Origin of the sequence: Streptomyces sp. NPDC057002 (assembly GCF_042673825.1) — a bacterium.
GTDB lineage: Bacteria > Actinomycetota > Actinomycetes > Streptomycetales > Streptomycetaceae > Streptomyces.
In genome coordinates this window covers 77,692-104,327 of record NZ_JBHURZ010000001.1, presented here as the reverse complement: position 1 = coordinate 104,327, position 26,636 = coordinate 77,692, and the positions used below count along the sequence as shown (strand labels likewise).

General features: G+C 71.2%; 22 protein-coding genes. 10 read left to right on the top strand and 12 right to left on the bottom strand.

The features are described from left to right. Positions 1-146 precede the first annotated feature (146 nt). The 6 genes from ACFT32_RS00515 to ACFT32_RS00490 all read right to left on the bottom strand — a co-directional run bounded on the left by ACFT32_RS00515 (position 147) and on the right by ACFT32_RS00490 (position 7,316). Positions 147-1,535 (bottom strand): MFS transporter, encoded by a 1,389-nt coding sequence (locus tag ACFT32_RS00515; RefSeq protein WP_382484091.1) that lies wholly within the window; start codon positions 1,533-1,535, stop codon positions 147-149. A gap of 133 nt (positions 1,536-1,668) precedes the next feature. Continuing rightward, positions 1,669-3,192, bottom strand: a complete 1,524-nt coding sequence (locus tag ACFT32_RS00510; RefSeq protein ID WP_382484089.1) for a mannitol dehydrogenase family protein — start codon at positions 3,190-3,192, stop codon at positions 1,669-1,671. Between the two features lies 1 nt (position 3,193). Next, positions 3,194-4,423, bottom strand: a complete 1,230-nt coding sequence (gene manD, locus ACFT32_RS00505; protein ID WP_382484087.1) for a D-mannonate dehydratase ManD — start codon at positions 4,421-4,423, stop codon at positions 3,194-3,196. Further along, positions 4,420-5,430: a 2-hydroxyacid dehydrogenase gene (locus ACFT32_RS00500; RefSeq protein WP_382484084.1), complete on the bottom strand. Its 1,011-nt coding sequence runs from the start codon at positions 5,428-5,430 to the stop codon at positions 4,420-4,422. Before ACFT32_RS00500 ends, manD begins: the two co-directional genes overlap by 4 nt. An 8-nt stretch (positions 5,431-5,438) precedes the next feature. After that, a complete protein-coding gene (locus ACFT32_RS00495) occupies positions 5,439-6,455 on the bottom strand; it encodes a LacI family DNA-binding transcriptional regulator (RefSeq protein WP_382484082.1) in 1,017 nt (338 codons plus the stop codon). 117 nt (positions 6,456-6,572) lie between these two features. Then, positions 6,573-7,316, bottom strand: coding sequence for a YoaK family protein (locus ACFT32_RS00490; protein ID WP_382484080.1), 744 nt, complete (start codon positions 7,314-7,316; stop codon positions 6,573-6,575). A gap of 149 nt (positions 7,317-7,465) precedes the next feature. Between ACFT32_RS00490 and ACFT32_RS00485 the strand changes: the two genes are divergently transcribed. The 4 genes from ACFT32_RS00485 to ACFT32_RS00470 all read left to right on the top strand — a co-directional run bounded on the left by ACFT32_RS00485 (position 7,466) and on the right by ACFT32_RS00470 (position 10,411). Continuing rightward, on the top strand, positions 7,466-8,611 hold the full coding sequence (locus ACFT32_RS00485) for a serine hydrolase domain-containing protein (protein ID WP_382484078.1): 1,146 nt from the start codon (positions 7,466-7,468) through the stop codon (positions 8,609-8,611). Further along, on the top strand, positions 8,604-8,984 hold the full coding sequence (locus ACFT32_RS00480; RefSeq protein WP_382484075.1) for an antibiotic biosynthesis monooxygenase family protein: 381 nt from the start codon (positions 8,604-8,606) through the stop codon (positions 8,982-8,984). Before ACFT32_RS00485 ends, ACFT32_RS00480 begins: the two co-directional genes overlap by 8 nt. A gap of 92 nt (positions 8,985-9,076) precedes the next feature. Next, positions 9,077-9,250, top strand: a complete 174-nt coding sequence (locus tag ACFT32_RS00475; protein ID WP_184586600.1) for a CsbD family protein — start codon at positions 9,077-9,079, stop codon at positions 9,248-9,250. A gap of 111 nt (positions 9,251-9,361) precedes the next feature. Then, positions 9,362-10,411, top strand: coding sequence for an XRE family transcriptional regulator (locus ACFT32_RS00470; protein ID WP_382484073.1), 1,050 nt, complete (start codon positions 9,362-9,364; stop codon positions 10,409-10,411). Between the two features lie 9 nt (positions 10,412-10,420). Here the strand turns inward: ACFT32_RS00470 and ACFT32_RS00465 are convergent, their stop codons facing one another. The 4 genes from ACFT32_RS00465 to ACFT32_RS00450 are packed head-to-tail and all read right to left on the bottom strand — an operon-like array spanning position 10,421 to position 15,881. Then, complete coding sequence (locus ACFT32_RS00465; RefSeq protein ID WP_382484071.1) at positions 10,421-11,422, bottom strand: ABC transporter ATP-binding protein; 1,002 nt, start codon at positions 11,420-11,422, stop codon at positions 10,421-10,423. Next, entirely contained in the window at positions 11,415-13,385 is a 1,971-nt protein-coding gene (locus tag ACFT32_RS00460; RefSeq protein ID WP_382484068.1) for a dipeptide/oligopeptide/nickel ABC transporter permease/ATP-binding protein, read from the bottom strand. The genes ACFT32_RS00465 and ACFT32_RS00460 overlap by 8 nt, the downstream gene beginning before the upstream one ends. Before the next feature lie 14 nt (positions 13,386-13,399). Then, the gene (locus ACFT32_RS00455; RefSeq protein WP_382484066.1) at positions 13,400-14,326 is read right to left on the bottom strand and encodes an ABC transporter permease; all 927 of its coding nucleotides are present in this window, start codon (positions 14,324-14,326) and stop codon (positions 13,400-13,402) included. A gap of 13 nt (positions 14,327-14,339) precedes the next feature. Further along, positions 14,340-15,881: an ABC transporter substrate-binding protein gene (locus ACFT32_RS00450; protein WP_382484064.1), complete on the bottom strand. Its 1,542-nt coding sequence runs from the start codon at positions 15,879-15,881 to the stop codon at positions 14,340-14,342. A gap of 217 nt (positions 15,882-16,098) precedes the next feature. On the opposite strand from ACFT32_RS00450, the gene ACFT32_RS00445 reads away from it, so the two are divergent. Continuing rightward, the gene (locus ACFT32_RS00445) at positions 16,099-19,266 is read left to right on the top strand and encodes an RICIN domain-containing protein (protein ID WP_382484062.1); all 3,168 of its coding nucleotides are present in this window, start codon (positions 16,099-16,101) and stop codon (positions 19,264-19,266) included. A gap of 67 nt (positions 19,267-19,333) precedes the next feature. Here the strand turns inward: ACFT32_RS00445 and ACFT32_RS00440 are convergent, their stop codons facing one another. Continuing rightward, the gene (locus ACFT32_RS00440) at positions 19,334-20,779 is read right to left on the bottom strand and encodes a glyceraldehyde-3-phosphate dehydrogenase (RefSeq protein ID WP_382484060.1); all 1,446 of its coding nucleotides are present in this window, start codon (positions 20,777-20,779) and stop codon (positions 19,334-19,336) included. A gap of 146 nt (positions 20,780-20,925) precedes the next feature. On the opposite strand from ACFT32_RS00440, the gene ACFT32_RS00435 reads away from it, so the two are divergent. Further along, positions 20,926-21,816: a hypothetical protein gene (locus ACFT32_RS00435; protein ID WP_382484058.1), complete on the top strand. Its 891-nt coding sequence runs from the start codon at positions 20,926-20,928 to the stop codon at positions 21,814-21,816. Positions 21,817-21,823: 7 nt separating this feature from the next. Here ACFT32_RS00435 and ACFT32_RS00430 read toward each other — a convergent pair whose 3' ends face one another. After that, positions 21,824-22,183, bottom strand: coding sequence for a hypothetical protein (locus ACFT32_RS00430; RefSeq protein ID WP_382484056.1), 360 nt, complete (start codon positions 22,181-22,183; stop codon positions 21,824-21,826). Between ACFT32_RS00430 and ACFT32_RS00425 the strand changes: the two genes are divergently transcribed. The 4 genes from ACFT32_RS00425 to katG all read left to right on the top strand — a co-directional run bounded on the left by ACFT32_RS00425 (position 22,145) and on the right by katG (position 26,506). Further along, positions 22,145-22,726, top strand: a complete 582-nt coding sequence (locus ACFT32_RS00425; RefSeq protein WP_382484055.1) for a CoA transferase — start codon at positions 22,145-22,147, stop codon at positions 22,724-22,726. The two genes, ACFT32_RS00430 and ACFT32_RS00425, sit on opposite strands and share 39 nt — an antisense overlap. Then, positions 22,716-23,645 (top strand): HpcH/HpaI aldolase/citrate lyase family protein, encoded by a 930-nt coding sequence (locus ACFT32_RS00420; protein ID WP_382484053.1) that lies wholly within the window; start codon positions 22,716-22,718, stop codon positions 23,643-23,645. Before ACFT32_RS00425 ends, ACFT32_RS00420 begins: the two co-directional genes overlap by 11 nt. 152 nt (positions 23,646-23,797) lie before the next feature. Further along, positions 23,798-24,235, top strand: a complete 438-nt coding sequence (locus ACFT32_RS00415; RefSeq protein WP_382484051.1) for a Fur family transcriptional regulator — start codon at positions 23,798-23,800, stop codon at positions 24,233-24,235. Positions 24,236-24,286: 51 nt separating this feature from the next. After that, positions 24,287-26,506 (top strand): catalase/peroxidase HPI, encoded by a 2,220-nt coding sequence (gene katG / locus ACFT32_RS00410; protein ID WP_382484049.1) that lies wholly within the window; start codon positions 24,287-24,289, stop codon positions 26,504-26,506. Positions 26,507-26,636: the final 130 nt, after the last annotated feature.

The window sequence follows — 26,636 nt, the reverse complement described above, 5'->3', positions numbered from 1 at the left end:
CGACCGGCTCGTGGGCGACGTGGAATTGGAGCTTCCTGCCTGCTGTGGCACCTGTGCCGGTGGGTCGGAGGAAAGAGGCGTCGATTTCATGCGGGAACCGTAGTGACCGCCATTCGGCGTACCCATGCAATCGACGCGACGGAATCTCAAACCACACGTTCAGGTGATCCGACCTCGGCGTCCGTGACAGCCGTCAGGTCGCGGTCGCGGGTCTCCGGAGCCATGCGGGCGGCGACGAGGCTGATGACCATCATCAGGGTCATGTAGGCCGCGACGGGAATCCATGATCCGGAGAACGCGGTGAGGAGGGACGCGCAGACGAGCGGGGCGACGCCGCCGCCGAGGACCGAGGAGAACTCACGGCCCAGGGTGACTCCGGCGTACCGGTAGCGGCTGCCGAACAACTCGGGGAAATAGCTCATCTGCACGCCGACCGCGCCCTGGCCCGCCAGGACGAAGCCCACGATCATCGTGACCGTGATGGCGATCGGTGCGCCGGTGTTGAGCGCGATGAACGACGGTCCGGGGAGCAGTACCAGTGCCAGGAGGATCGCGGAGTACACGGGCTTGCGCCCGACGCGGTCCGAGAGGATGCCGAACCCGATGGCGCCGATCCCGCCGCAGGCTGCGCCGATCATGAGGACCTTCGGCACGAGCGAGGCGTCCACACCCACGCTGGAGACCAGGTACGAGGCCATGAAGACCTGATACGTGTACGACTGGGCGCTGATGCCGACGTTCATGAACAGGACGAGCAGCATGGGCCTGCGGCCGTGCCGGAAGACCTCGCCGACCGGCGACTTCGGCTTCTCGTGCTGCTCCCTGAACTCCTCGAACACCGGGCTCTCGGTGAGCCGGCGGCGGATGACCAGGGCGGCGAGGGTGACCAGCAGACTGCTGCCGAAGACCAGACGCCAGCCCCAGCTCATGAGGGCGTTCTCCGGCAGGCTCTGCGCGAGTACCCACGCGACCGCTCCGAGCAGCGTGCCCAGGGCGGCACCGGTCATCACCAGGGAGGCCAGGCGTCCGCGTCGTCCGGGCGCCGCGGTTTCGGTGAGCAGCGTGGCGCCGCCGGCCTGTTCGGCGCCCGCCCCGAACCCCTGGAAGAAGCGGCAGGCGACGAGCAACGCGGGTGCCAGCAGGCCGACTTGGGAGTACGTCGGCAGCAGTCCGATGGCCAGGGTGGAGCCGCCCATGAGAAGCAGAGTGGCGACCAGGACCCACTTGCGGCCCAGCCGGTCGCCGTAGCGGGAGAAGAACAGGCCGCCCAGCGGGCGGGCCGCGAACCCCACGGCGTATGTGGCGAAGCTGGCGAGCAGGGCGACGGCCGGCGAGACGTCGGGGAAGAACAGCTGGCCGAAGACCAGGGCCGACGCCGTGCCGTAGATGACGAAGTCGTACTGTTCGAGGGCGGTGCCGATGAGCCCCGCCCAGGCGGCCCGGCGGACCGCGGCGGGGTCCGTGACCGGGGGCTCGGCAGGTGCCGACGGCGGAGTCGGCTCATGCGTCAGGGATTCGGTGGGAGTGTCCATCATCCATGCCTCCTTGGATGGGGATGGCCTCAGAACGCTGGGGGACGTCGAGGTGCGGCTCTGAGAAGAAGGGCTCCTAGAAGGGACGTGGGCCAGGCGGCCATGCCGCCGGGACGGACGACGACCTTGCGGTGGCTCAGGCGCCCGGCGGCCGGTCCGAGTCCGTGGCTTCGGCCGCGGCGCGCACCGCCGCGGCCGTGCCGTGCCGTACGAGGACACCGATGAGTTCGGCGACCCGCTCGGCGAAGGCGGGGTGTTCGGCGAGACCGTTCCCGAGCAGACCGGTGTCGATCACGGCGGTCACGAAGTCGGGTACGGAGGCGGTGCTTTCGGCGATCCGCTGGAGACGGCCGCGCGCCGGGTCCGCCATGGCGGCGGAATGCGGCCCCGCGTCCAGGCCCGGCGGCGGTGCCACGCAGCACAGATAGGCGGCGACGGTGAGGGCGAGGTGATGAGGCGTCCGCCCGGCCCGCAACCGGAGGAGTGCCGGATCCGGGACCCGCTGACGGAGCTTGACGGAACCGTCGGAGCCCACCTGCCGGGTGCGATGGCCCAGTGCCGAATTGGCCCAGCGGCCGAAGAGCCGTGCGACATAGGCGTCGAGGTCGATGTCGTCGGGGACGGTCAGGCTGGGGAGGTACTCGTCGTGCAGCACCCGGTGCGCCGCCTCGGAGATATGAGGTCGCGCGATCGCCTCGGGGATGGTCGCCCTGCCGTCCAGCGCGCCGAGGTAGGCGATGAGCGAGTGGGTGCCGTTCAGCAGCCGGAGCTTGAGCAACTCGTACGGCGTGACATCGTCGGTGAACAGCGCCCCGCCGTGCTCCCAGCCGGGCCGCCCCGCGGGGAAACGGTCCTGCATGACCCACATGCTGAACGGCTCGGCGGGGACGGGGATCTCGTCCCTCACCCCGAACCGTTCGGCGACGGTGGCCCGGTAGGCGTCCGTGGTGGCGGGCACGATCCGGTCCACCATGGTGTCCGGGAACGCCACGCTCTTGTCCAGCCACACGGACAGTTCGTCCCGCTCGGCCGGAGGCAGCGCCTGGACGAACTCCCCGACCAGCCGCGCGGTCTGGGAACCATTGGCCGCCAGGTTGTCACAGCTCAGTACGGTCACCGGGGTCGCGGACGAGCGCAGGCGGCGCTGCAGGCCGCGGACCACCTGGCCGATCGTCGTGCGTGGGGGAGTGTCGCCGCGCAGATCGGCCCGTACGTCGTCGCGGTCGAGATCGAGGTGTCCGGTGCGCGGCGAGAAGGTGTAGCCGTGCTCGGTCACCGTGAGGGAGACGATCCGGGTGCGCGGGGCAGCGATGGCGGTGAGGACGGCGTCCGGGTCGTGCGCCGCGACGAGCGCGCCGGTGTGCACCGCCGGTACGGTGAGCCGCTCGCCTTCCGGGGATATCTCTACGACGGTGTAGCGGTGGTCCTGTGCGCGCAGCGCGTCGGCGACGGCGGCGGAGCGGCTCGCGACGCCGAGGATTCCCCACGGGCCGTCGGTGTGTGCCAGCGCGGCGGCGGTGTGGACGGCCTGATGGGCGCGGTGGAAGTTGCCGAGGCCGAGGTGCACGATGCCGGTCTCGGCGACGGTGCGCCGGTGCGGCAGCGCGTGCTCCGGGACGGTGCCGGAGCCCAGGCGGGGCAGCGAGGTCGTGGTCGTCATCTCACCAGTCCGTCATCGAGCCGTCGCGGCGGCGGGCCACCGGCAGGTAGGCGGGTTCGTACGGGAAGCGCGCCGCCAGCGTCTCGTCGACCTCGACGCCGAGTCCGGGGGCGTCGCCCGGGTGCAGATATCCGTCGGCGTACCTCCAGTCGTGCCGGAACACCTCGTGGACCAGCGGTTCGTAGCCCATGTACTCCTGGATGGCGAAGTTCGGGGTGGCGAGACCGACGTGCAGGGACGCGGCCAGTGCCACCGGGGAGACGTCGGAGGGCCCGTGCGGGCCGAGCTTGACCTGCCAGACCTCGGCCAGCGCGGCGATGCGCCGCAGATGGCTGATCCCGCCGGCGTGCGTGACACACGTCCGTACGTAGTCGATCAACTGCTCGGTGATGAGCGACTGGCATTCCCAGACGGTGTTGAACACCTCGCCGATCGCGAGCGGGGTCGTGGTGTGCCGGCGGGTGTGCCGCAGTACCTCCTGGTTCTCCGCCGGAGTGACGTCCTCCAGCCAGAACAGGTCCACCTCCTCCAGCGCCTTCCCGAGGCGCGCGGCCTCGTTCGGCGTGAGCCGGTGGTGGGAGTCGTGGAGCAGGTGCAGCTCGGGGCCCACATGCTGCCTGACCGCGGCGAGCGCTCCGGGCGCGTGCCGCAGATAGGCCGCCGTGTCCCAGACCTCCACGCTCGGTGCGGAGCCCCGCCCGGCGGGTTCGTAGCTCGCCCCCGCAGCCGTGCTGCTCACCCCGTAGACCGTGTCCAGACCGGGCACGCCCATCTGTGCCCTGACCGCGAGGAAGCCACGCTCGCGCTGCGCCTCCACGGACTCCAGCAGCTCCGGTACGTCCCAGCCGGTGGCATGCGTGTACGTCAGCACACGGTCGCGGACCGGACCGCCGAGGAGTTGGTGCACGGGCTGCCCGGCGACCTTGCCCTTGATGTCCCACAGGGCCAGGTCGACCGCGCCGACGGCGGTCATCGTGACCGGGCCGCGTCGCCAGTAGACCCCGCGGTACAGGTACTGCCAGGTGTCCTCGATGCGTGCCGGGTCACGGCCCAGGAGCAGGGGTGCGACATGGTCGCGCAGGTAGGAGGCGACGGCGAGTTCACGGCCGTTGAGGGTGGCGTCACCCCAGCCGGTCAGCCCCTGTTCCGTCGTGATCTTGAGAGCGACGAAGTTGCGGCCCGGGCTGGTGACGATGACATCCGCGGCGACGATGCTGTCCGGCTTGCTCATCGGGCCACCGCCACGATGTTGTCGAGGCTGTGGCCGCGGGCGAGTCGGCGGATGTTGGCGGTGATGTCGTCCGAACGCCGGGCGAAGGTGTGCCGGGACAGCCCGGACGAGTGCGGCGTCATCAGCACGTTGGGCAGCGAGCCGAACGGGTGCCGGCTGGGCTGCCCGGTCCGGCCGCCCGACGGATAGTCGTACCAGACATCGAGGGCCGCGCCCCCGATCATCCCGTCGCGCAGCGCGGCGTACAGGGCGTCCTCGTCGACGACCGGGCCGCGGCCCACGTTGATCAGCACGCCGGATTCCCCCAACAGGGCCAGTTCCTTCGCCGCGATCAGTCCGGTGGTCCGCTCGGCGAGCGGTACGCAGACCACGACCACGTCCGCCGTTTCCAGCAGGGTGTCCAGGTCGTCGAGGGTTCCAACCCAGAGCAGCCGCTCGGTCACGGCGTCCACGCCGCCGCTGCGCGTGACGGCCACGCCACGCGCGCCGAACGCCCGCAACCGCTGCCAGGCACGGGAGCCGATGTGACCGAAGCCCACGAAGCCCACCACGGCCTCGCCGAGGAGAGCGGAGTACGCCGGCGGCTCCCATGTACCCTCGCGCAGCGCCGCGTCCTGGCGCAGAAAGCCGCGGCGCAGCAGCACCGCCGAGGCCACGATGTACTCGGCGATCGCGTCCTCGTGGTGGAAGGTGTTGGCGACGAGCGCGCCCGGCGGCAGAGCGCCGACATCGATTCCGTCGGTGCCCGCACCGGCGGAGTGCACGAGCCGCAGGCCTTTCCCGGCAGTGGCCACTTCGGCGGGGCAGGTCCCCGACACCAGGACATCGGCGTCGCCCACGGCGGCCAGCAGAGCGTCGTGATCCCCGGCGGCGGACCAGCGCACCGTGGTCGTGCTCGGCAGAGCGGCCTCGAACTGTTCGCGGAACTCCGGGAGATGGGGATCGCTGACGACCACGGTCAGACCGCTGTCGCCCTCGGCCCCGATCGCTGGGTTTCGATCTGTCATGCGTGCTGTCATGCGTGCTGCTCCCTTGCGACGGGGCGGGCGTGACCGGCGACCGGGCCGGTCGACCCGCGGACGACGAGCTGGGTGGGCAGCCGCAGCGTGCGCGGGTCCTGGCGCTCGCCGGACAGGGAGGGGGCGAGCAGTTCCAGACTGAGCGAGCCCGCACGGTCCATCGGGACCGCGATGCTGGTCAGTGACGGGTACGAGGTCGCGGCGAGCGGCATGTCGTCGATGCCGATGACGCTGAGGTCGTCCGGTACCCGTACCCCGAGCTGACGCGCTCCGGCGATCACGCCGAGCGCCACGAGGTCGTTGTGCGCGATGACGGCGGACGCACCGGAGGCCCGCACACCGGCCGCGGCCGCGGTACCTCCGGCCACCGTCTCGGACTGCCAGCCCAGGACGTCGAGTTCCACTTCCGACCGCTCGGCCTGCTCCCGGGCCAGGTCGACGCGGTGGCTGTTGGACCAGGAGTGCTGCGAGCCCTGGACGTAGGCGATGTGGCGGTGTCCGAGCGCGGTCAGGTAGTCGAGGGCCTGGCGCAGGCCGTCGGTGGCGTCGGCGAGGACGCAGTCGGCGGTCGTGGTCTCGCGGTTGACGAGGACGACGGGAGTCTCGCCGCACAGGTCGAGCACCTCTTCGGCGTCCAGGCGCGGGGAACACACGACGAGCCCCGCGGACCTGGCGCTGAGGTGGGCGATGACCTCGCGCTCGTGGTCCGGGTCGAAGTCGGTGTCCGCGAGCACGATGGTCTGCCGTCGGTGCCATCCCTGGGCCTGCGCGGCCTTGACGAAGGTGCCGAAGACCGGGTTGGCGATGTCGGGGACGATCACGGCCACCGTGGCATTGTCGGCCGGCGTCTCGACCGGGCGCGGCGGAGGCGGTTCGTACCCCACCTCCCGAGCCGCATCCAGAACCTTGCGCAAGGTTGCCGGCCCCAGTCGCTGCGGATCGCTGAACGCCCGGGACGCCGTGGAGAGCGCGACGTTCGCGCGCTTCGCCACCTCGGTCAACGTGGGGGCCACGTCGGTGCTCCGTTTCCTCGACGGCCATGCCTAACGGTGCTGCAATGTTGGGCAAGGTTGCGCAAGCTTGTCAATGGTTGCGGCAAGGGGGAGTCGAGGACGCGGGACGCCCGGTGTCTAGGGAGCTTTGTGGTCCGGCCTCGTCGCTTCACCCGGCCGGGGTACGGCCGGCGTGGCCGCCGCGAGGAGCAGCACCGCGGCGGCGATGACGAACAGCGCACGCCCGGTGCCCAGCGGCACCAGCAGCAGCGTGCCCAGCACCCCGCCGGTGAAGATTCCGCCCACGGTCGCCGTCCACCGCGTCCGGGCCAGCCGTTGCCTGGCCGACATCCCGCGCAGTGTCGCCCGAGGGCGCTTCAGTACGTCGTTGATCAGCTCGGCGATGGCCGTCTGGCTCAGCAGGGTCGGCATCCCCGGCACGTGCACCCGCAGCACGGTGGAGGCACGCACCCCCATGGCCAGCGCGACGAGGGCGACGATGCCGTGATCGGCACCGGCCGCCTGGGTGCCGTGCCGCCACAGGGCCATCGCGCCGGCGCACACCAGCAGTGCGGCCTCGCTGACGAGCCCGGCCTGGAACCAGGCCCTGCCCCGCTCCGCAAGCCACTTCAGTACGACCGCCGCGATCGCGGCCCCGGCCATGAACGCGCCGATCGCGGTGGCGGGCCGCGCCACCGGGACATCGCCCTCACCGGCGAGCGCGAAGGAGAGGAAGAGCACGTTGCCGGTCGCCAGCGCGCAGAACACCTTCCCCATCGTCAGAAAGCTGATGGCGTCGACGGCACCGGCCAGCAGGGTGAGGACGGTCATGACGGCCACCCGCCGGGCATCGGTCGTGGGGGCTGGGGACGCGTCGGACATCCGGCCAGTGTGAGCAGCGCCGATGGCCTCCCGGCGCACCGCCGCCCGGACACGCCGCCGAAGGCTACGACCGGCCTAGTGCCCGAACTTGACCGACAATGAGGTCTGTTGAAGATCGGTGCGGCCGGAGACGGGGGCGGAGGATGGGCATGGACGCAGTGACATCGCGATATGACGGAGAGGTCCTGGAGAACGGCGACCCGGCCGGGGACCCCTGGGAGGGAGTGGACGCGGCGGCACTCGCGCGGGCCGTGCGCGCGCAGGCGGGGCGGCCGGTGGCGGGCATCGACGACATGGCGTCGTATCTCGCCGGCCAGGTGTCCGACGCGTCCCACCGCGAGGTCGTCGGCCCGCTCCTCGACGGCCAGGGGGCGAGCGGTGTCGTGGTCCGGGCCGGCACGGTCCTCGCCTCGTGGGGCGACCCCACGCGCGCCGAGATGGCCTACAGCGCCACGAAGAGCGTGCTGTCGCTGGTGGCGGGCATCGCCTACGACGACGGGGCGCTGCGCCTGGACGAGCCGGTGTCCAAGGCTGTGGACCTGCCCGAGTTCGACACTCCTCACGGGCGGGCGATCACCTGGCGCCACCTGCTGGACCAGACCAGCCAGTGGGAGGGCGAGCTGTGGTCCAAGCCGACCTGGGTGGACGCACAGAGCACCCGCGAGGGAACCGAGTCGGCAGGCGGACCGCCCGGGGCCGGCTGGGCCTACAACGATGTGCGCGTCAACCTGGCCGCGCTGGCGCTCACGGCCCTGTTCCGCCGGGCCCTGCCGGACGTGCTGCGCGAGCGCGTCATGGCACCGGCCGGTGCCTCCGAGGGCTGGTCCTGGCACGGCTACGACCACGCCGTGATCGCCCTCGGCGGCGCCGAGGTGCCGGTGGTCTCCGGCGGCGCGCACTGGGGCGGCGGACTGTGGATCAGCGCCCTGGACCTGGCCCGCGTCGGCCTGCTCTGCCTGAGGGGCGGGGAGTGGGGCGGGCGTCGGGTCCTGTCGCGGCGCTGGATCGAGGAGATGTGGACGCCCTGCCCGGTCAAGCCCGAGTACGGACTGTCCTGGTGGCTCAACGACCACGGCACGGTATGGCCCCGGGCCCCGCGCACAGGCCGCTGCGCCCGGGGCAACGGCGGCAACCATCTGCTGTGGGTGGACCCGGCCCGTGATCTGGTGATCGCCTCACGCTGGGGGAGCGAGGTGGAGCGGCTCCTGGCCGAGGTGTCGTCGGCGGTGCCGCGGCAGGCTGACCGACGCCCCGTACGCTCGGCGCACCCTGCCCTACATTGGCGCCATGAGTGACCACTCCGAAGCGCCTGTCACGCCCGTCGGGGCCTATGAACCCCCCTACTACGTAACGGTGTTCACCACGGTGCGAACCCAGGAGCAGAGCGGCTACAGCGAGACCGCCGCCCGCATGGAAGAGCTGGTCAAGGACGTCCCCGGGTTCCTGGGGATGGACCACGCGCAGACTCCTGGCGGGCTGGGCATCACCGTCGGGTACTTCCGCGACGCCGACGCCCTCACCGAGTGGCGGACGAACGCCGAGCACCGCGCGGCGCGGAAGCGCGGGCAAGCCGAGTGGTACCAGGGCTACACGCTGCATGTGGCGAAAGTGGAGCGGAGCCACGGGTTCACACGAGCGCAGGCCCCGCAGAACCCGACAGCGGGCTGACACACTCCGGCCCTCACGCACGTTTGGCCGTCCCTCCCGAGGTCACTCGGCAGGTGACCCCGAAGTCGGACACGACTTGGAGTGAACGAATCGTGGCTGGAGAGCAGAAGTCTAAGGCGAAGGCCGAGCAGGCCAAGGGAAAGGCCAAGGAGACGATCGGCCGTGCGGTGGGTAACGAGCGGCTGACGGCCGAGGGCCGGGCGGAGCAGTCCAAGGGAGACGCCCGGCAGGCCAAGGAGAAGACCAAGGACGTCTTCAAGCACTGAGCGCGTGGGGGCCCTGCCGCGGCAGGGCCCCTCTCACGTGCCCGTCGGGAGCCCCGCGTTGCGCGCGTCACCGCGGCGGAGTGACGGGACGGGGATTGGCAGAATTCCGGATTGTCCATTGCCAGGGGCACGACCATGATGGCCGGACATGGGGAGACAGCGTCCGTTGCGCACGAGGCGCGCAGCGCCGCGGAGTTCGTGGTCTGCATGCGACGGCTCAAGGAACAGGCCGGCCTGACCTACCGGACGTTGGAAGCGAACGCGGAACGGCACGGTGACGTGCTCGCGCGGAGCACCGCGGCCGACGCGCTGCGCCGGGACTCGCTGCCGCGTGCCGAGGTGGTCGTCGCGTTCGTCCGGGCGTGTGGGGGAGACGAGGACGTCGCTGTCTGGCTGGAGGCCAGGGACCGGTTGGCCGCCGCCGAGCCGCCGGAAGCGGACGACGGGGCTACGCCCGTGGACGGCGGGTCGGCACACATCCCCGACGGCCCGGACGTGGGCCGGGGCAAGAACCGGCGCGCCCTGGCCGTTTCCATCGTCGCCGCGCTCCTGCTCACCGCCGTCGGAGCCTGGGCGCTGCTGCCCGGCGAGACGGGCGACCGGGGCACGGGAACGCGCGCGGCCGGTGCCGGGCCACGGCTGGATCCCTCCTCGGTCCCCTCCTCATCCACCGACGTCGAGGGCCCGCCGGCGGGACCGTCCCGGATCCGCCCGGCCTTGGCGCCCAAGCTGTGCGTCACCGAGGGCCACGACCGCAAGGGGCGCTACCGGAGCCAGGTGGCCGTCCAGCGGCCCTGTGGCGACGCCACACCGCCTGACCTGGAACTGGTGTCGGTCGGCACCACAGGGTCGTACTACATCCAATGGCGCCACCCGGTGTATGGCGACGGCTGTCTCACCGCGCTGGGCAGCGGCCATGTCGTCGAGGGACTGCTCGAACCCTGGCCCTGGGAGAGCTGCTCGGCGGACCGCACCAGCCAGCACTTCTTCTTCGACCCGGCCGGAGGCTCCGAGGCCGACGGCTACCGTATCCACGTGGTGCAGAACGGGATGTGTCTCGGGATCAAGGGCGCAGACGACCGGGCGGCGGGCGCCGAGATATCCCAGCAGCGGTGCACCGGGGCTCGGGACCAGGAGTTCCTGGTGGACGCGGTCGAATGACACCACCCGTCAGACCGTGACCGAGGGTGCCTCCTCCAGGGGGAAGTGGCATGCCGCACCGTGGAGAGGCGCACCCGGCGCAGGCTCGGGTACGGCTTCGGCGCACAGGTCCCGCGCCCGGGGGCACCGGGTCCGGAACCGGCAACCGGACGGCGGGTCGGCGGGAGACGGGATCTCGCCGGTGAGCACGATGCGTTCCCGCCGGTGCCCGCTGCCGGCCAGAGGCGAAGGGGCCGCCGACAGCAGTGCCTCCGTATACGGATGGCGTGGCCGCTCGTAGACCTCCTCCGTCGGGCCCGTCTCCACGATTCCGCCGAGGTACATCACGGCGACCCGGTCGGCGAGGTGTCGCACCACGGACAGGTCGTGCGAGATGAACACGTACGACAGCCCCAGCTCGTCCCGCAGGTCGCACAGGAGGTTGAGCACCTGCGCCTGCACCGACAGGTCCAGCGCGGAGACGGGTTCGTCGCAGACGATCACTTCGGGTTCCAGCGCCAGCGCCCGGGCGATGCCGATGCGCTGACGCTGACCGCCGGAGAACTCGTGCGGGTGGCGGCCCGCGTCCGACGCGCGCAGGCCGACCATCTCCAGCAGTTCGCCCACGCGCGCCGCCCGCCGCGAAGGAGGGACCAGGTCGCGATGGGTCAGCCAGGGCTCCCCGATGAGATCCGCCGCGCTGAGGCGGGGGTTGAGCGAACCGAACGGATCCTGGAAGACCATCTGCACTTTCCGCCGCCAGGCGAGCAGTTCCGCACCCGACAACGCGAACGGGTCGACGCCCTCGTACCGCACGGTGCCCGCGTCGGGCCGCTCCAGCAGCAGGAGGATCCTGGCCAGTGTGGACTTGCCGCAGCCGGACTCGCCGACGAGGCCGAGGGTCTCCCCGCGCCCCAGGGTCAGGTCCACCCCGTCCAGCGCCCGCAGCCGGGTGCCGCCCCGTACGGTCCGCCGGACCGTGAAGCTCTTGGCCAGTCCGGCGGCCTCCAGCAGGGTCCCGCGTTCAGGCATCGGCCAGTTCCTTCCCGAAGTGGCAGGCGGCGGCCCGGCCGGCTCCGGTGCCGGTCAGCGCCGGCCGGTGGGTGACGCACCGTTCCCGGGCCAGGGGACAGCGGGTACGGAAGGCACAGCCGTCCGGCACCGCGGCCGGGTCCGGCGGGCTCCCGGGGATCGACGTCAGACGGGAGCCCCGGTGCTGCTCGGCCGGCACCGACTCCAACAGGCCCCGGGTGTAGGGGTGGTGGGGCCGGCCGAACACTTCCGCCACCGGTCCGGTCTCCACCACCGTCCCCGCGTACATGACGGCGACCCGGTCTGCGTGCTCGGCGGCGAGCCCGAGGTCGTGCGTGATCAGGACGAGGGCCGTCCGCTGCTCGCCCCGCAACTCGCCGAGCAGGTCCATGATCTGCGCCTGCACGGTGACGTCCAGGGCCGTCGTGGGCTCGTCGGCGATCAGCACCTTGGGCCGAAGGGCGACCGCCGTCGCGATCAGCAGGCGCTGCCGCATGCCTCCCGAGAACTGGTGCGGGTACGCGTTCACCCGGGAGCGGGCCTCCGGGATGCCCACGCGTTCCATCAGCTCCACGGCCCTGGCCCGTGCCGCGCGCCGGGACACGCCCTCGTGGATGCGGAACGGCTCGGCCAGCTGCGCTCCGACCGTGTGGACGGGATTGAGCGCGCTGAGCGCGTCCTGGAAGACCATGGCCAGCCCCGGCCCGGCCAGTCGGCGCCTGGCCCGTGCTCCGAGCGTGAGCAGATCCTCGCCGCCGAGCCGGACCCGCCCGCCCACCACCTCGGCGACCGGGTCGAGCAGACCGGCGACGGCGTGCGCGGTCATGCTCTTGCCGCAGCCCGACTCGCCCAGCAGCGCCAGCGTCTCGCCCGACCGCACGGCGAAGCTCACGCCGCGGACGACATGGACCGGCCCGGCCGGAGTGTGCACGTCGACGGACAGGTCCTCCACGACGAGGCTCGCGCCCGCCGTACGGTCGCCAGCACCGACACTGGCCCCTGCCCCGCTCCCCACCCCCGAACGCTCGTCGTCGGCCGCCGTCCGCAACCCCCGGGAACGCGGCCCGAGCCCCTGCCGCCACCGCTGCCCCGGATCGGTCGTCAGCCGGGCCCAGGAGGCGAGAACGGTCGCCGACACGGTCGTGACGACGATCGCGAGCCCGGGGAACAGCGCGATCCACCACGCGCTCTGCAGCTCCTGCCGCCCCTGGGCGACCATCAACCCCCAGCTCACGTCCGGCGGTTGAATGCCGATGCCCAGGAAACTCAGCGACGACTCGGCCAGCATCACGAAGCAGAAGTCGAGCGCGGCGACGGTGAGCAGCGTGGGCAGCACGCTCGGCGCGACATGGCGTCGGACGGCCGCCCAGCTGCCCGTGCCGAACGTCCGGGCCGCGTCCATGAACAGCCGGCTGCGCAACTCCGCGGCCTCGGCCCGGGCGGTGCGCAGATACACCGGGATCCGGGCGACGGCCAGCACCAGCACGATGCTCGCGGCACTCGGTGAGAACACGTACAGCACGACCACGGCCAGCAGCAGGGAGGGGAAGCTGAGGATCACGTCGGCCACCCGCAGCGACACGCTCTCGCGCCAACCGCCGTGATAGCCCGCCCACATGCCCCACACCGAGCCGATGACCAGCGAGCACAGCACGGCGGGCACGGCCACGGCCAGGGTCGTCCCGGCCGCGGCCAGCAGTCGCGCGGCGACGGGCCGGCCGAGGGAGTCGCTGCCGAGGACGAAGGCCCAGCCGTGGTCGAGACTGAAGGGCGGCCGGCCCGGGTCACGCAGGTTCTGACGGGTCGCCAGGTCCCCGGCCAGCAGCGGCCCCAGTACGGCACTCAGTCCGACCAGGAGCAGGAGCAGGGCCGCCGCGCAGGCGAACCGGTCCCGGAGCAGCAGGGCGAACCACCGCCGCCGTACGGTCGTGGCGTCCGTCTGGGATGTGGCCTTCCGAAGCATGTCCCGTCCTTGGCTCATGCCGCCGCCCGCTGCCGGACCCGCGGGTCGAGGAGCGCGTGGCAGAGGTCGACCAGGATATTGAGGGCGAAGATCGCCAGAGCGGTCACGAGTACGGCCGCCTGGAGCACCGCGAAGTCACGCTGCAGCACCGAGTCGATCATGAGCTTGCCGATACCGGGCCAGCCGAAGATGGTCTCCACGACGACCGCCCCGTTGACCAGCCCCACGGCCAGATCGCCCCCGACGGTCAGCGCCGGTGCGGCGGCGTTGCGCAGGGCGTGTCCGAAGACCACCCGGAGTTCGGAGGCCCCCTTGCCGCGCGCCACCTTCACATACGGGGCGGACAGCGCCGAGACCATGGCGCCGCGCACCACCTGGACCAGCACGCCGAACGGGCGGATGAACAGCGTGGCCACGGGCAGCACCCACGCCGCCGCGCCGCTCGTGCCGGAGGTGGGCAGCCAGCCCAGGGTGACCGCGAAGACCAGCACGCCCATGATGGCGATCCAGAAGTCGGGGACGCTGGCGGCCGTGGAGGACAGGAAGCTCGCGACCCGGTCGGTCGCCGAGTTCGGGCGGTAGGCCGCCAGACTGCCGATGACCACCGCGCCCACGATGGCGAGCAGCATCGTCCAGCCGGCCAGTTGGAGCGTCGCCGGGAAGGCCCGCAGAACGGCCTCGCCGGCCGGCTGGGCGGTGCGCAGCGACTCGCCGAAGTCGAGGTGGGCGACCTGGGCGAGATAGTCGCCGAACTGGGTGATCAGCGGTTCGTCCAGGCCGTTGCGGGCGGCGAACTCGGCCCGCATCTCGGGCGTCGCGCTCAGCGGCAGATACAGGTTGGCGGGGTCTCCGGTGAGGCGGGCCAGGAAGAAGACGCCGAGGACCACCACGAGGAGCGGGACGACGCTGGAGACCGCGCGGCGGCGCAGCAGGGTCAGCATGTGATGTCCTCCCTCAGTCCGCTCGATGCATGCCGGCGAGCCGCATCTCGTCGTTGGTGGCCGAGTCGGGCCGGTAGCGGACCTTGGGGGAGAGGGCGAGCAGTCCGGTCATGTTGGCCATGACGGCGTCCCGGACGACCTCGTCGTTCTGATGGGTGAACGCGTCCGCGAACGCCTGCTGCCGCTTCCCGCCCGACGCGAGCTGCGCCTCCTCGATGAGCGTGTCGAGGGCCTCGGTGCCGTAGCTGCTCTGGGCGCCCTCGCTGCCGTAGATCTGTCCCATCGTGAAGGCGGCGTCGCCGGCCTGGTTGCCGTGCTGGGCCTGGAGCAGGGTGGGGCCGGTGTCGCCGGCGGGGAAGGGGCGCAGCAGGTACTCCAGCCAGGCGTTGACGTCGAGCATCTTGATCCTGACCTTCAGCCCGGCCTTGATGAGACCGTCCTGGACGACCTCCATCGCCTCGGCGGCCTTCGGGTAGATGCCGTTGCGGCCGATGAGGGTGATGGTGGTGCCGGTGCGGACTCCGTCGGCGCGGGCCTCGGCGACGAGTCTGCGGGCCCGTTCCGGGTCGTACGGCCATGGCTCGATGCGCGGGTTGTAGCCGGTGACGCCCTTCGACACGAGCTGCCCGCTGGGCCGGCCGGCGAAGACCGCGGTGACCAGGCCCTCCCGGTCGATCGCATAGTTGACGGCCTGTCGGATCCGGATGTCGTCCAGGGGCGGCTCGGTGGCGTCCATCCGCAGGTAGGACACCTCGTTGGTGGCGAACTCGACCGCGCGGTCACCGGCCCCGTCCTCGGGGGCGAGCCCGATCGCGACGTCCGCCTCGTTGTTCGTCACCATGGCCGCGCGCACACTGCCCTCGGCGCGCCAGACGTAGGTGGCAGCGGCGAACTCGGGAGCCTTGCCCCAGTAGCCGGGGAAGCGTTTCAGCCGCAGCTGACGGCCCTGGTTCCAGTCGTCGATCCGGTAGGGCCCCGTGCCGACCGGCTCGCGCACGCGGGAGTCGGGGTCGGTGCTGGTCGGCACGATCTCGACGAAGGACAGGCGCAGCGGCAGGATCGGGTCGGGCTTCGCCGTGGTGACCCGGAGCGTGGTGTCGTCGAGAGGCGTGGCGGTGAGCTCGCTGTCCGCGAAGATGTAGCCGTCGACGTTGCAATCGATCTTCGAGTCCGTGGCGCGCTTGACGGAGAACGCGGCCGCGGCCGCCGTGAAGGGCGTCTTGTCGTGGAAGGTGACACCCTCGCGGAGGGTGAAGGTCCACGAAGTGGCCGAATTCCGGGTCCACTTGGTGGCGAGGGCGGGTTCCAGGCGTCCGGTGGACGGTTCGCGCTCGGTGAGCGCCTCCGTGATGTTGGCCCGTGTGACCCGGCCCGTCGCGGTCAGCGAGGCGTCACAGGGTTCGAGGGTCGGCGGTTCCTCGGGCAGGACGATGCGCAGGGTGTCCGGACCGCCGCCGATGGGGTCGGCACCTGCCACCGAGCAGCCGGATACGGCGAGCAGGACGGCGAGGGAGGCGACGATCGGACGACTGCGGATGGTGCCTAAAGCGGTCACTGCGCCTCCGTGCTCGCTTACGTACACAACAGAGAACGTCGTTTAGATATGTGGACGGTAGGTGGACGGTCATTATTGGGGTGGCGGGGCGGAACGCGTCAAGGGGTGTGCGTCGGTTCCCAACTCGCCCCACCTCTTGACGTGTTGATTGCCGTCCTAAAACATTCGGGAAGCTCGATTGGTTCTGCGCGGTTCTGTTCGCTCCCGAAGGGAATCCATGTCCAGCAGACATCGCCTCGCCCCGGCCTTGGCGGTCGCCGTCCCCCTGGTACTCGGCGCGGGACTCGTGACCGTGCCGCCCGCCGCTGCCGCTGTCGCCGAACCGCCCGGCAGCGCGGTCACGGTACGGATCGACCCGTCCTACCGGCAGCAGGAGTTCGAAGGGTGGGGGACGAGCCTCGTCTGGTTCGCCAACATCACGGGCCGCTACCCGGAACCCATCCGCCAGAAGCTCGCCGACATGCTGTTCGGCGAGGACGGCCTCCGCCTCAACATCGCGCGCTACAACATCGGCGGCGGCAACGCGCCCGACGTCCGCAAGGACTACATGAAGACCGGCGCGACGATGGACGGCTTCTGGAAGGCCCCGGCGGGCACCACCAGGGAGGACACCGACTGGTGGAACCCCGACGACCCCGAGCACTGGGACTGGTCCGCCGACCGGGGACAGCGCTGGTGGGTGGACCGGGTCAAGAACAAGGTGACCAAGTGGGAGGCCTTCAGCAACTCGCCGCCCTGGTTCCAGACCGTCAGCGGCTATGTCTCGGGAGGCTTCGACGCCAACACCGACCAGATACGACCGGACCGCGTCGACGACTTCGCCGCCTATCTGGTCGAGGTGACGGAGCAACTGGAGAAGAAGCACCGCATCAAGTTCGACACCCTCGCCCCGCTCAACGAGCCCAACACCAACTACTGGGGCACCCAGCTCGGCCCCGACGGACAGCCCACCGGAGGCCGCCAGGAGGGCGCCCACGCCGGCCCGGAACTCCAGCAGAAGGTCGTACTGGCCGTGCGCCGCGCCCTCGACAAGGCGAAGACCCGCGCCACCGTCTCCGCCATGGACGAGACCAACCCGAGCACCTTCGTCCGCAACTGGAACGCCTACGACGGCTCCGCCCGCGCCGCCGTCGACCAGCTCAACGTGCACACCTACGGAACCGGCATGCGCACCAGCGCCCGCGACAGCGCCAAGGCCGCCGACCGGCCGTTCTGGATGAGCGAGGTAGAGGGCACCTGGGGGACCGGCACCGACTTCACCGGCATGGAACCGGGGCTCGGCATCGCCACCCGGGTCGTCGAGGACATCCGTGAACTGGAGCCGTCCGCCTGGGTGTTGTGGCAGCCAGTGGAGGACTCCATCCCCCAGGCGCAGGCGGGCAAGAACTGGGGCAGCATCCACATCCCGTTCAACTGCACGGCGAAGGACACCCTGGAGAGCTGCCCGATCCGGGCCAACACCAAGTTCCACACCCTGCGCAACTTCACCCACCACATCCGCCCCGGCGACCACTTCGTGAAGGCCGACGACCCCTCCAGCGTCGCCGCCGTACGGAAGTCGGGGCGCGGAGCGACCGTCGTGCACGTCAACAACGGCACGGCCCCGCGCGCCGTGACCCTTGACCTCTCGCGTTTCGGGCGCGTCACACCCGGCGCCAAGGTGACCCCGGTGGTGACCAGTGCGGACGGCGCCCTCGTCCGAGGGACACCGGTCAAGGTGAAGGACGGCTCGGCCACGGTGACCGTGCCCGCGAAGTCGGTCACGTCCCTCCTCGTCGACGGGGTGTCGGGCACCGCGAAGGACGCCGCGCTCGTCCAGCCCGGCCACGTCTACCGCCTCCAGGGAGCCCAGAGCGGCAAGTCCCTGGCCCCGTCCGGCGAAGGCAACGGCATCGTCGTCCGTACGGCCGACCCGGCCGCCAAGTCCCAGCTGTGGTCCGTGAAACAGCTGACCAGGGGCGACGGCAACCGGGAGCGCTACGCCCTCGTCAACGCCGCCACCGGCGCGCGCCTCGCCGTGCGCGACAACGAGGCGGTGCTGGAAGAGAGCGACTCCCCGGCCGCGCAGTGGATCATGTCGACCACCGGGGACGGCACCTGGACCTTCGTCAACGCCACCACGGGCCGACTGCTCGACGTCGTCGGGCAGTCGACAGCGGACGGCGCCCGCGTATCGGCCTTCCTCCCGACCTCCAACGCCAACCAGCGGTGGGCCGTCACCGACGAGACGGTGCTCCGTACCCAGCAGGCCGAGGCGTTCACCGTCCCAGGCCGCACGCCCGAACTGCCCGGGACCGTCACACCCGTCTACCGGGACGGCGCCCGGGGCTCGCTCCCCGTGCGGTGGACGCTGCCCTCCGAGTCACGGTGGCGCGAGCCCGGAACCGTCCGGGTGAAGGGCCGTGCGACCGACGCGCTCGGCCGGACCGTCCGCGCCGAAGCGGTCGTCACGGTGGACACCATCGCCTCGACGCTCCCGGCCCGCGCCAAGACCTACACCGGCGGACGCCCTGAGCTGCCCGCCACGGTCACCGGCGTCGGACGGCACGGCGGAACCGCAGACCTCCCGGTCACCTGGGACCCCGCACCCGGCGGCGCGTTCGACGACGCCGGCGTGGTGACCCTGCGCGGTACCGCCCGGGTCCCCGGCGGAACGACGGCGCAGGCGGCCGTACGCGTCCAGGTCACCGCACCCCGGGAGACGAACACCGCGCTCGACGAAGGCGTGACGGTCGGCGCGACCTACACCGAGAGCGGCTACTCCGCCGAGGGTCTGCGCAACGGGAACATGTCCGAGAAGGCCTGGTCGAACTGGCGATCAGGCACGAAGAACCCGTCCGACACCATCACCTTCACCCTGCCCGAGGCACGCGACCTCACCCGGGTCGTGACCCACTTCCACCGTGACGGCTCCAACCTCAGCTTCGCGGAGTCCCTCAAGGTGCAGGTGCGCGGGACCGACGGCACCTGGGCCGACGCGAGCGACGAGGTCGCGGTAGGCACCGAGGGCACACCGGTGGCCGACGTCCCGGTACGCGCCACCGGCCCGGTGACCGGGGTACGCGTGGCCCTGACGGCACGCCCCGGCGGCTACATCACCCTCGGAGAGATCGAGCTGCGCGCCAAGGCACCCGGGACCTCCACGGACGCCGGGGCCGCCTCGATCGAGGTCGACGGGGTGCCGGTCGGCGGCTTCGCCCCGGACCGGACGAGCTACAGCGTGACCTCCGACCGCCCGGACCGGGCGAGGGTCACCGCCACGTCCCGCGACCCGTACGCGACCGTGACCGTCCGCAAGGAGACCTCACGGGCCGCCGTCGTGACCGTGAGCAGCGAGGACGGCTCGCAGACACGCCGGTACAGGATCGAGCTGGCCCGCTCCTGACGCACGACCACGCGGGACGTGCCGTCCTGGCACGCCCCGCGTCGTCGAACGGGATCAGAGAACGGGATCAGACCGCCGGAGCCGGGTACGTCGGGTACTCCACGCCGGACACGTGCTGCACGACACGGATGACCTGGCACGAGTAGCCGAACTCGTTGTCGTACCAGAGGTAGAGGATCGCGTTGTCGCCCTCGACCTTGGTGGCGCCGGCGTCGACGATCGAGGCGTGGCGCGAGCCGATGAAGTCGCTGGAGACCGCGTCCGGGGCGCTGATGAAGTCGATCTGGCGCTTCAGCGGCGATGTCAGGGAGACGTCACGGAGGTAGTCGAGAACCTCCTGGCGGGTGGTCTCGCGCGCCAGCTGCAGATTGAGGATCGCGATGGAGACGTCCGGCACCGGCACCCGGATGGAGCTGCCGGTGATCTTCGCCTTCAGGTCGGGCAGCGCCTTGGAGACGGCGGAGGCGGCACCGGTCTCGGTGATGACCATGTTGAGCGGCGCGGAGCGGCCCCGGCGCTCGGACTTGTGGTAGTTGTCCAGCAGATTCTGGTCGTTGGTGAACGAGTGGACGGTCTCCACGTGGCCCCGCTGGACCCCGAACTCGTCGTCCATCGCCTTCAACGGCGGCACCAGCGCGTTCGTGGTGCACGACGCGCAGGACAGGATCTGCTCGTCCGGCTTGATCGTGTCGTGGTTGACGCCGTGCACGATGTTCGGGACGTCGCCCTTGCCGGGCGCGGTCAGAACGACCTTGTCGATCCCGGGTCGCAGGTGCTGCGACAGGCCCTCGCGGTCGCGCCACTTGCCGGTGTTGTCGATGAGGATGGCGTCCTTGATGCCGTACGCCGTGTAGTCGACCTCGGACGGGTCGTTCGCGTAGATGACCTTGATCTCGTTGCCGTTGGCGACGATCGTGCTGTTCGCCTCGTCGACGGTGATCGTGCCCTGGAACTGGCCGTGGATGGAATCGCGGCGCAGCAGCGAGGCGCGCTTGACGATGTCCTGGTCTCCTCCGCCGCGGACGACGATGGCCCGCAGCCGCAGACCGTTGCCCGAGCCGGACTTCTCGATGAGCAGCCGGGCCACGAGCCGGCCGATGCGGCCGAAGCCGTAGAGGACGACGTCGCGTCCCTCGCGGCGCTCGATCTTGTTGGCCCCGGTGGCACCGGCGACGGCCTCGGCGGTGAACTCGGCGATCGACAGGCCGCGGTCGTCCTCGCGGTACGTCGCGGCGAGCATGCCGATGTCGATCTGCGACGGCCCGAGGTCCAGCGCGGCGAGGGTCTGCAGGAACGGCAGCGTCTCGGTGACGGAGAGCTCCGCACCGGCGATCTGCCGGGCGAACCGGTGGGTCTTGAGGATGCTGACCACCGACTTGTTCACCAGGGAGCGGCTGTGCAGCAGGACCGTCACGTCCCGCTCCCGGTGCAGTTTCCCGATGATCGGGATCATCGACTCCGCGATCTCCTCGCGGTTCTTCCAGTTGGTGAACGAGTCGTCGTTGACAGTCACAGATCCATCTTTCGAGCTAGGCGGCGCTCATATGTTAAACCGTCGATTTCCCGATCTTGAACGGGGTACCTCCGGTGCCTTCCGCGAGCCCCGGACGGCGCGGCCTGAGACGATCGAATCGGAGCTTCCGCGCGAAAGGGACGCTCATGGAGTACGACGATGTCGCCGACGAGCTGTACGCCCTGCGGCCGGAGGAGTTCACCGCGGCCCGCGCGTCGGCCGTCGCCGCCGCCCGTACCGCCGGTGACCGGGACCTCGCCGAGCGGATCGGCGCGTTGCGCAAGCCCAGCCTCGCGGCCTGGGTCGGCAACCTCCTGGTCCGCGGCCTCCCCGGCGAGGTGGAGCCCCTGCTCCGCCTGGGGGAGGGCCTGCGGCAGGCTCACCACGACCTGGACGGCCCACAGCTGCGCGAGCTGAGCCGGCAGCAGCACGCGATCGTCCGTGCCCTGTCCGCTCAGGCCCGGCAGCTCGCCGCGGAGGCCGGGCATGCGATCGGCGACGGTGTGCAGCGCGAGGTCGAGAACACCCTGCACGCCGTTCTGGCGGATCCCGAGGCCGCCCAGGCCTGGGCGGGCGGCCGGCTGGTCAAGCCGCTGAGTGCCACCGTCGGCTTTCCGGCCGTCGGGGAGCGTGCCGTCGCGGAGGGCGGGGGAGCCAAGGGCCGGAGTCGCCCACCCGACGCGGCCGCCCCGTCCCGTCCGGGCCGGAAGGACGACGGGCAGCAGCGCAAGCGAGTGGCCCAGGCCCGGCGGGACGCCGAGGCCGCCGATCGGGAGCTGGGGAAGCTACGGGACGAGGCGGCGGCCGCCGGCCGGGCGGTGCAGGAGGCGAAAGAGCAGGTGGACCGCCTCGAGCGACGCGTCGGCGAGCTCACCGAGGAACTGGAACGCACCAGGGGCGAGCATGAGCAGGCCCGCTTCGCCCAGCGGTCGGCCCGGGAACGGGCGCGCACGGCGGACCGCCGCGTCCGCGAGGCCGATCGCAAGGCCGCCACGGCCACCGCCAAGCTCGAACGCTTGACCTCCACGAACGCCTGAGCCTCCGTCAGAGGGAGAGGGCGCCGGTGAGAAGGGCGCCGGCGGTCATCACGAGGGTGGTGGCGAAGGCCCAGCGGAAGATGAAGCGCTGGTGCTCGCCGAGCTGGACACCGCTCATGCCGACCAGGATGAACGTGGAGGCGGTGAGCGGGCTGAGCGGGAAACCCGTCGTCATCTGGCCGAGGATGGCGGCCCGGGCGACCTCCGCCGGATCGGTCCCGAAGCCGTGCGCCGTCTCGGCGAGGACCGGGAGGACGCCGAGGTAGTAGGCGTCCGGCGTGAAGACCAGACTCAGCGGCATGCCCGTGACGGCCGCCAGCACCGGCAGATGGCCGCCGAGGGAGTCGAATGGCAGGTCATCGTCCACGACCAGCTGGGCACGGTGCCGCAGCGCTCCGGCAACCAGCTGGCGGTCGCCCCCGCCGCCGTGATCAACACCTACCGGTCCGGCGACGAGCAGTGGATCACGGTGACCTCAGCGACCCTGCGCTCGGTACGCAACGTGGCCCGGCTGCTGGGCCTGCCGGAGGAGGAGTTCGCCACGTCGGAGCAACAGCACACACGGCGGGGGGAGTTGGACGAGGGACTGCGGGCCTGGGTGGCGGAGCGCTCCGAGGCCGAGTGCCTTGAGGCGTTCGCCCGCGCCGAGGTCGTGGCCTCCCGGGTGTTCGACGCGGCCGACATCGCCGCCGACCCCGTCTACGCCGAGCGCGACGACATCGTCACCGTCGACGACCCCGACCTGGGCGAGGTGCGTATGCAGGCGGTCATCCCGCACTTCCGGCAACGCCCCGGCCGCGTCTGGCGCACCGGCCCGGCGCTCGGCCAGGACAACGACCTCGTGTACCGGGACTGGCTCGGACTGAGCGACGAGGAACTCGCGGCCCTGGAGAAGAACGATGCCGTCTGAGGGTTGTACGCCCGCGAGGGGCGAGGCGCGCGCCACGGCACCCTTGCGCTCCCTCCTCTTCGTCCCAGGCCACCGCACCGACTGGCTCCCCAAGGCCCGCGCGGCCGGCGCCGACGCCGTCATCCTCGACCTGGAGGACGCGGTGCCCGTGCCCGACAAGCCGCTCGCCCGCGCCCGGGTCGCCGAGGCCCTGGCGGAGGCCGCCGCGGAACCGGCCGGCGCCATGGCCCTGTTCGTCCGGATCAACCCGCTCGACGACTGGGCCGCCGCCGAGGAACTGCGTGCCGTCGTACGCCCCGGAGCGGCCGGGATCGTCCTGCCGAAAGTGCACACCGCCGCCGACGTACGGCTCGCCGACCGCCTGATCACCTGGTGCGAACAGGAACACGGCCTCCCCGTCGGCACGACGATCCTCGTCCCCCTGCTGGAGTCGGCCCGCGCGCTCCACGACGCCTACGACATCGCCGCCGCGGCCCCCCGGGTCGCTCACGCCGGTGCGCTGACCGCACCCGGCGGCGACGTGGAGCGAGCCGTCGGCTACCGCTGGAGTCCCCAGGGCACCGAGACGCTGGCGTTGCGCTCCCGTGTACTGCTCGACGTCCGCGCCGCCGGAGCGCCGTACCCGGTGACCGGACTGTGGACGCACATCGCCGACCTGGCGGGCCTGCGCACCTTCGCCGAGCAGAACCGAGCCCTCGGCTACGAAGGCATGATGGCCGTCCACCCGACCCACATCCCCGTGATCAACGAGGTCTTCGCCCCCACCGCGGAAGAGCTCGACCGCTGCGCCCGCCTGGTCGCCGCCGTGGAGTCGGCCCAGCGCACCGGCACCGGCGCGCTCACCTTCGAGGGCCAGATGGTCGACGAGGCCATGGCGGCGACGGCACGAGCGGTGCTGACACGCCACGGGCAGAGCTGACACCCCCCGACAGAACCTCACGGCACAATCGCTGTGACGGAGTTCACAAACCTGCGATGAAGCCCGCCACGCAAGGCCTCACGAAGACGACACCAAAATTGAACCGTTCGTTTTCTTGAACCAGTCGTGTTTAGGGCGCTAGGTTGTGCGGCATGACCGCATCCCAGACCCCGACCACCGCCGAGGAGCTCCGCGGTGCCGGCCTGCGGGTGACGGCCGCCCGCGTCGCGCTGCTCGAGACCGTGCGGGACGGTGACCACCTCGGCGCCGAGGTCATCGCCTCCGAGGTGCGCGGCCGCGTCGGCCACATCTCCGTCCAAGCCGTGTACGAGGGGCTCCACGCACTCACCGCGGCAGGACTCATACGCCGCCTGGACCCGCCCAACAGCCCGGCTCTCTACGAGGGACGGGTCGGCGACAACCACCACCACCTCGTCTGCCGGTCGTGCGGGACCGTCGCCGACGTCGACTGCGCGGTCGGCCACGCCCCCTGCCTGACCGCGTCCGACGACCGCGGCTTCGCCGTCGACGAGGCCGAGGTCATCTACTGGGGCCTGTGCCCCGCCTGCTCCACCGCCCGCAGTTCCTGAGCAATGTGATCCACCCGAGCACCGTGATCCACCCCGTCCGGAAGGATTTCCATGACTGAGAACCACGACGCGATCGTCACCGACCCGAAGTCGGAGGAGACGGGAGGCGGCTGCCCGGTCGCGCACGGCCGCGCGCTGCACCCGACCCAGGGTGGTGGCAACCGCCAGTGGTGGCCCGAGCGGCTCAACCTGAAGATCCTCGCCAAGAACCCCGAGGTGGCCAACCCTCTCGGTGGGGACTTCGACTACGCCGAGGCCTTCAAGAACCTCGACCTCGACGCCGTCAAACAGGACATCGCCGAGGTACTGACCACCTCGCAGGACTGGTGGCCGGCCGACTTCGGCAACTACGGCCCCCTGATGATCCGTATGGCCTGGCACAGCGCGGGCACCTACCGCATCAGCGACGGCCGCGGCGGCGCCGGCGCCGGCCAGCAGCGCTTCGCCCCGCTCAACAGCTGGCCGGACAACGGCAACCTCGACAAGGCCCGCCGTCTGCTGTGGCCGGTCAAGAAGAAGTACGGCCAGTCCATCTCCTGGGCCGACCTCCTGATCCTCACCGGCAATGTCGCCCTGGAGCAGATGGGCTTCGAGACCTTCGGCTTCGCCGGCGGCCGTGCCGACGTCTGGGAGGCCGAGGAGGACGTCTACTGGGGTCCCGAGACCACCTGGCTCGACGACAAGCGCTACACCGGTGACCGCGAGCTGGAGAACCCGCTCGGCGCGGTCCAGATGGGCCTCATCTACGTCAACCCGGAGGGCCCGAACGGCAACCCGGACCCGATCGCCGCGGCCCGCGACATCCGTGAGACGTTCGCCCGCATGGCGATGAACGACGAGGAGACCGTCGCCCTGATCGCCGGTGGCCACACCTTCGGCAAGACCCACGGTGCCGGCCCCGCCGACAACGTCGGCGCCGACCCCGAGGCCGCCTCCATGGAGGAGCAGGGCCTCGGCTGGCGCAGCACCTACGGCACGGGCAAGGGCGGTGACGCCATCACCTCCGGCCTGGAGGTCACCTGGACCACCACCCCGACCCAGTGGAGCAACGGCTTCTTCAAGAACCTCTTCGAGTTCGAGTACGAGCTCGAGCAGAGCCCGGCCGGCGCCAACCAGTGGGTCGCCAAGGACGCCGCGGAGATCGTCCCGGACGCGCACGACTCGTCGAAGAAGCACCGCCCGAAGATGCTCACCACCGACCTGTCGCTGCGCTTCGACCCGATCTACGAGCCCATCTCCCGCCGGTTCTACGAGAACCCGCAGGAGTTCGCGGACGCCTTCGCCCGCGCCTGGTTCAAGCTGACCCACCGTGACATGGGCCCGAAGTCGCTGTACCTCGGCCCGGAGGTCCCGGAGGAGACCCTGATCTGGCAGGACCCGCTGCCCGAGGCCGAGGGCGAGACCATCGGCGCCGAGGACATCGAGACCCTCAAGACCAAGCTCCTCGAGTCGGGTCTGTCCGTCTCGCAGCTGGTGTCCACCGCGTGGGCCTCGGCGTCCACCTTCCGCGGCAGCGACAAGCGCGGCGGTGCCAACGGCGCCCGCATCCGCCTGCAGCCGCAGCGCGGCTGGGAGGTCAACGAGCCCGACGAGCTCGCTCAGGTCCTGCGTGTCCTGGAAGGCATCCAGCAGGAGTTCAACTCCGGCGCGAAGAAGGTCTCCCTGGCCGACCTGATCGTCCTCGGTGGCTCCGCCGCCGTCGAGAAGGCCGCCAAGGAAGCCGGCTTCCAGGTGCAGGTTCCCTTCGCCGCGGGCCGTGTGGACGCGACGGAGGAGCACACCGACGCCGAGTCCTTCGAGGCGCTCGAGCCGACCGCCGACGGGTTCCGCAACTACCACGGCAAGGGCAACCGCCTGCCGGCCGAGTTCCTGCTGCTCGACAGGGCGAACCTGCTCACCCTGAGCGCCCCCGAGACGACCGTCCTGGTCGGCGGCCTGCGGGTCCTGGGTGCCAACCACCAGCAGTCCCCGCTCGGCGCCTTCACCAAGACGCCCGGCTCGCTGACCAACGACTTCTTCGTCAACCTGCTCGACCTGGGCACCACGTGGAAGTCGACGTCCGAGGACCAGACCACGTTCGAGGGCCGCGACGCCGCCACCGGCGAGGTCAAGTGGGCCGGCACCCGCGCCGACCTGGTCTTCGGCTCGAACTCCGAGCTGCGTGCGCTCGCCGAGGTCTACGCGAGCGACGACGCGAAGGAGAAGTTCGTGAACGACTTCGTCGCCGCCTGGGTCAAGGTCATGAACCTGGACCGGTTCGACCTGGTCTGATCACCCCCGCCTGACAGGACGTCCGGCCCGGCCCGCGAAGGCCGGTCCGGACGTCCTGCTTTTCTCTGGGGGAGGGACCCGTCAGGTCTGAGAGACTGTCAAGAGCCGTTCAAGGTAAGAACATCACTTA

Bases quoted from the DNA above. Each gene is read 5' to 3' on its own strand.
- ACFT32_RS00510 (WP_382484089.1), bottom strand. From the start codon at position 3,192: ATGACGACCACGACCTCGCTGCCCCGCCTGGGCTCCGGCACCGTCCCG.
- ACFT32_RS00480 (WP_382484075.1), top strand. From the start codon at position 8,604: ATGAGTGACCACTCCGAAGCGCCTGTCACGCCCGTCGGGGCCTATGAA.
- katG (WP_382484049.1), top strand. From the start codon at position 24,287: ATGACTGAGAACCACGACGCGATCGTCACCGACCCGAAGTCGGAGGAG.
- ACFT32_RS00445 (WP_382484062.1), top strand. From the start codon at position 16,099: ATGTCCAGCAGACATCGCCTCGCCCCGGCCTTGGCGGTCGCCGTCCCC.
- ACFT32_RS00415 (WP_382484051.1), top strand. From the start codon at position 23,798: ATGACCGCATCCCAGACCCCGACCACCGCCGAGGAGCTCCGCGGTGCC.
- ACFT32_RS00460 (WP_382484068.1), bottom strand. From the start codon at position 13,385: ATGCTTCGGAAGGCCACATCCCAGACGGACGCCACGACCGTACGGCGG.
- ACFT32_RS00465 (WP_382484071.1), bottom strand. From the start codon at position 11,422: ATGCCTGAACGCGGGACCCTGCTGGAGGCCGCCGGACTGGCCAAGAGC.
- ACFT32_RS00435 (WP_382484058.1), top strand. From the start codon at position 20,926: ATGGAGTACGACGATGTCGCCGACGAGCTGTACGCCCTGCGGCCGGAG.
- ACFT32_RS00515 (WP_382484091.1), bottom strand. From the start codon at position 1,535: ATGATGGACACTCCCACCGAATCCCTGACGCATGAGCCGACTCCGCCG.
- ACFT32_RS00490 (WP_382484080.1), bottom strand. From the start codon at position 7,316: ATGTCCGACGCGTCCCCAGCCCCCACGACCGATGCCCGGCGGGTGGCC.
- ACFT32_RS00455 (WP_382484066.1), bottom strand. From the start codon at position 14,326: ATGCTGACCCTGCTGCGCCGCCGCGCGGTCTCCAGCGTCGTCCCGCTC.
- ACFT32_RS00420 (WP_382484053.1), top strand. From the start codon at position 22,716: ATGCCGTCTGAGGGTTGTACGCCCGCGAGGGGCGAGGCGCGCGCCACG.
- ACFT32_RS00425 (WP_382484055.1), top strand. From the start codon at position 22,145: ATGGCCGCCGAGGGAGTCGAATGGCAGGTCATCGTCCACGACCAGCTG.
- ACFT32_RS00485 (WP_382484078.1), top strand. From the start codon at position 7,466: ATGGACGCAGTGACATCGCGATATGACGGAGAGGTCCTGGAGAACGGC.
- manD (WP_382484087.1), bottom strand. From the start codon at position 4,423: ATGAGCAAGCCGGACAGCATCGTCGCCGCGGATGTCATCGTCACCAGC.
- ACFT32_RS00500 (WP_382484084.1), bottom strand. From the start codon at position 5,430: ATGACAGATCGAAACCCAGCGATCGGGGCCGAGGGCGACAGCGGTCTG.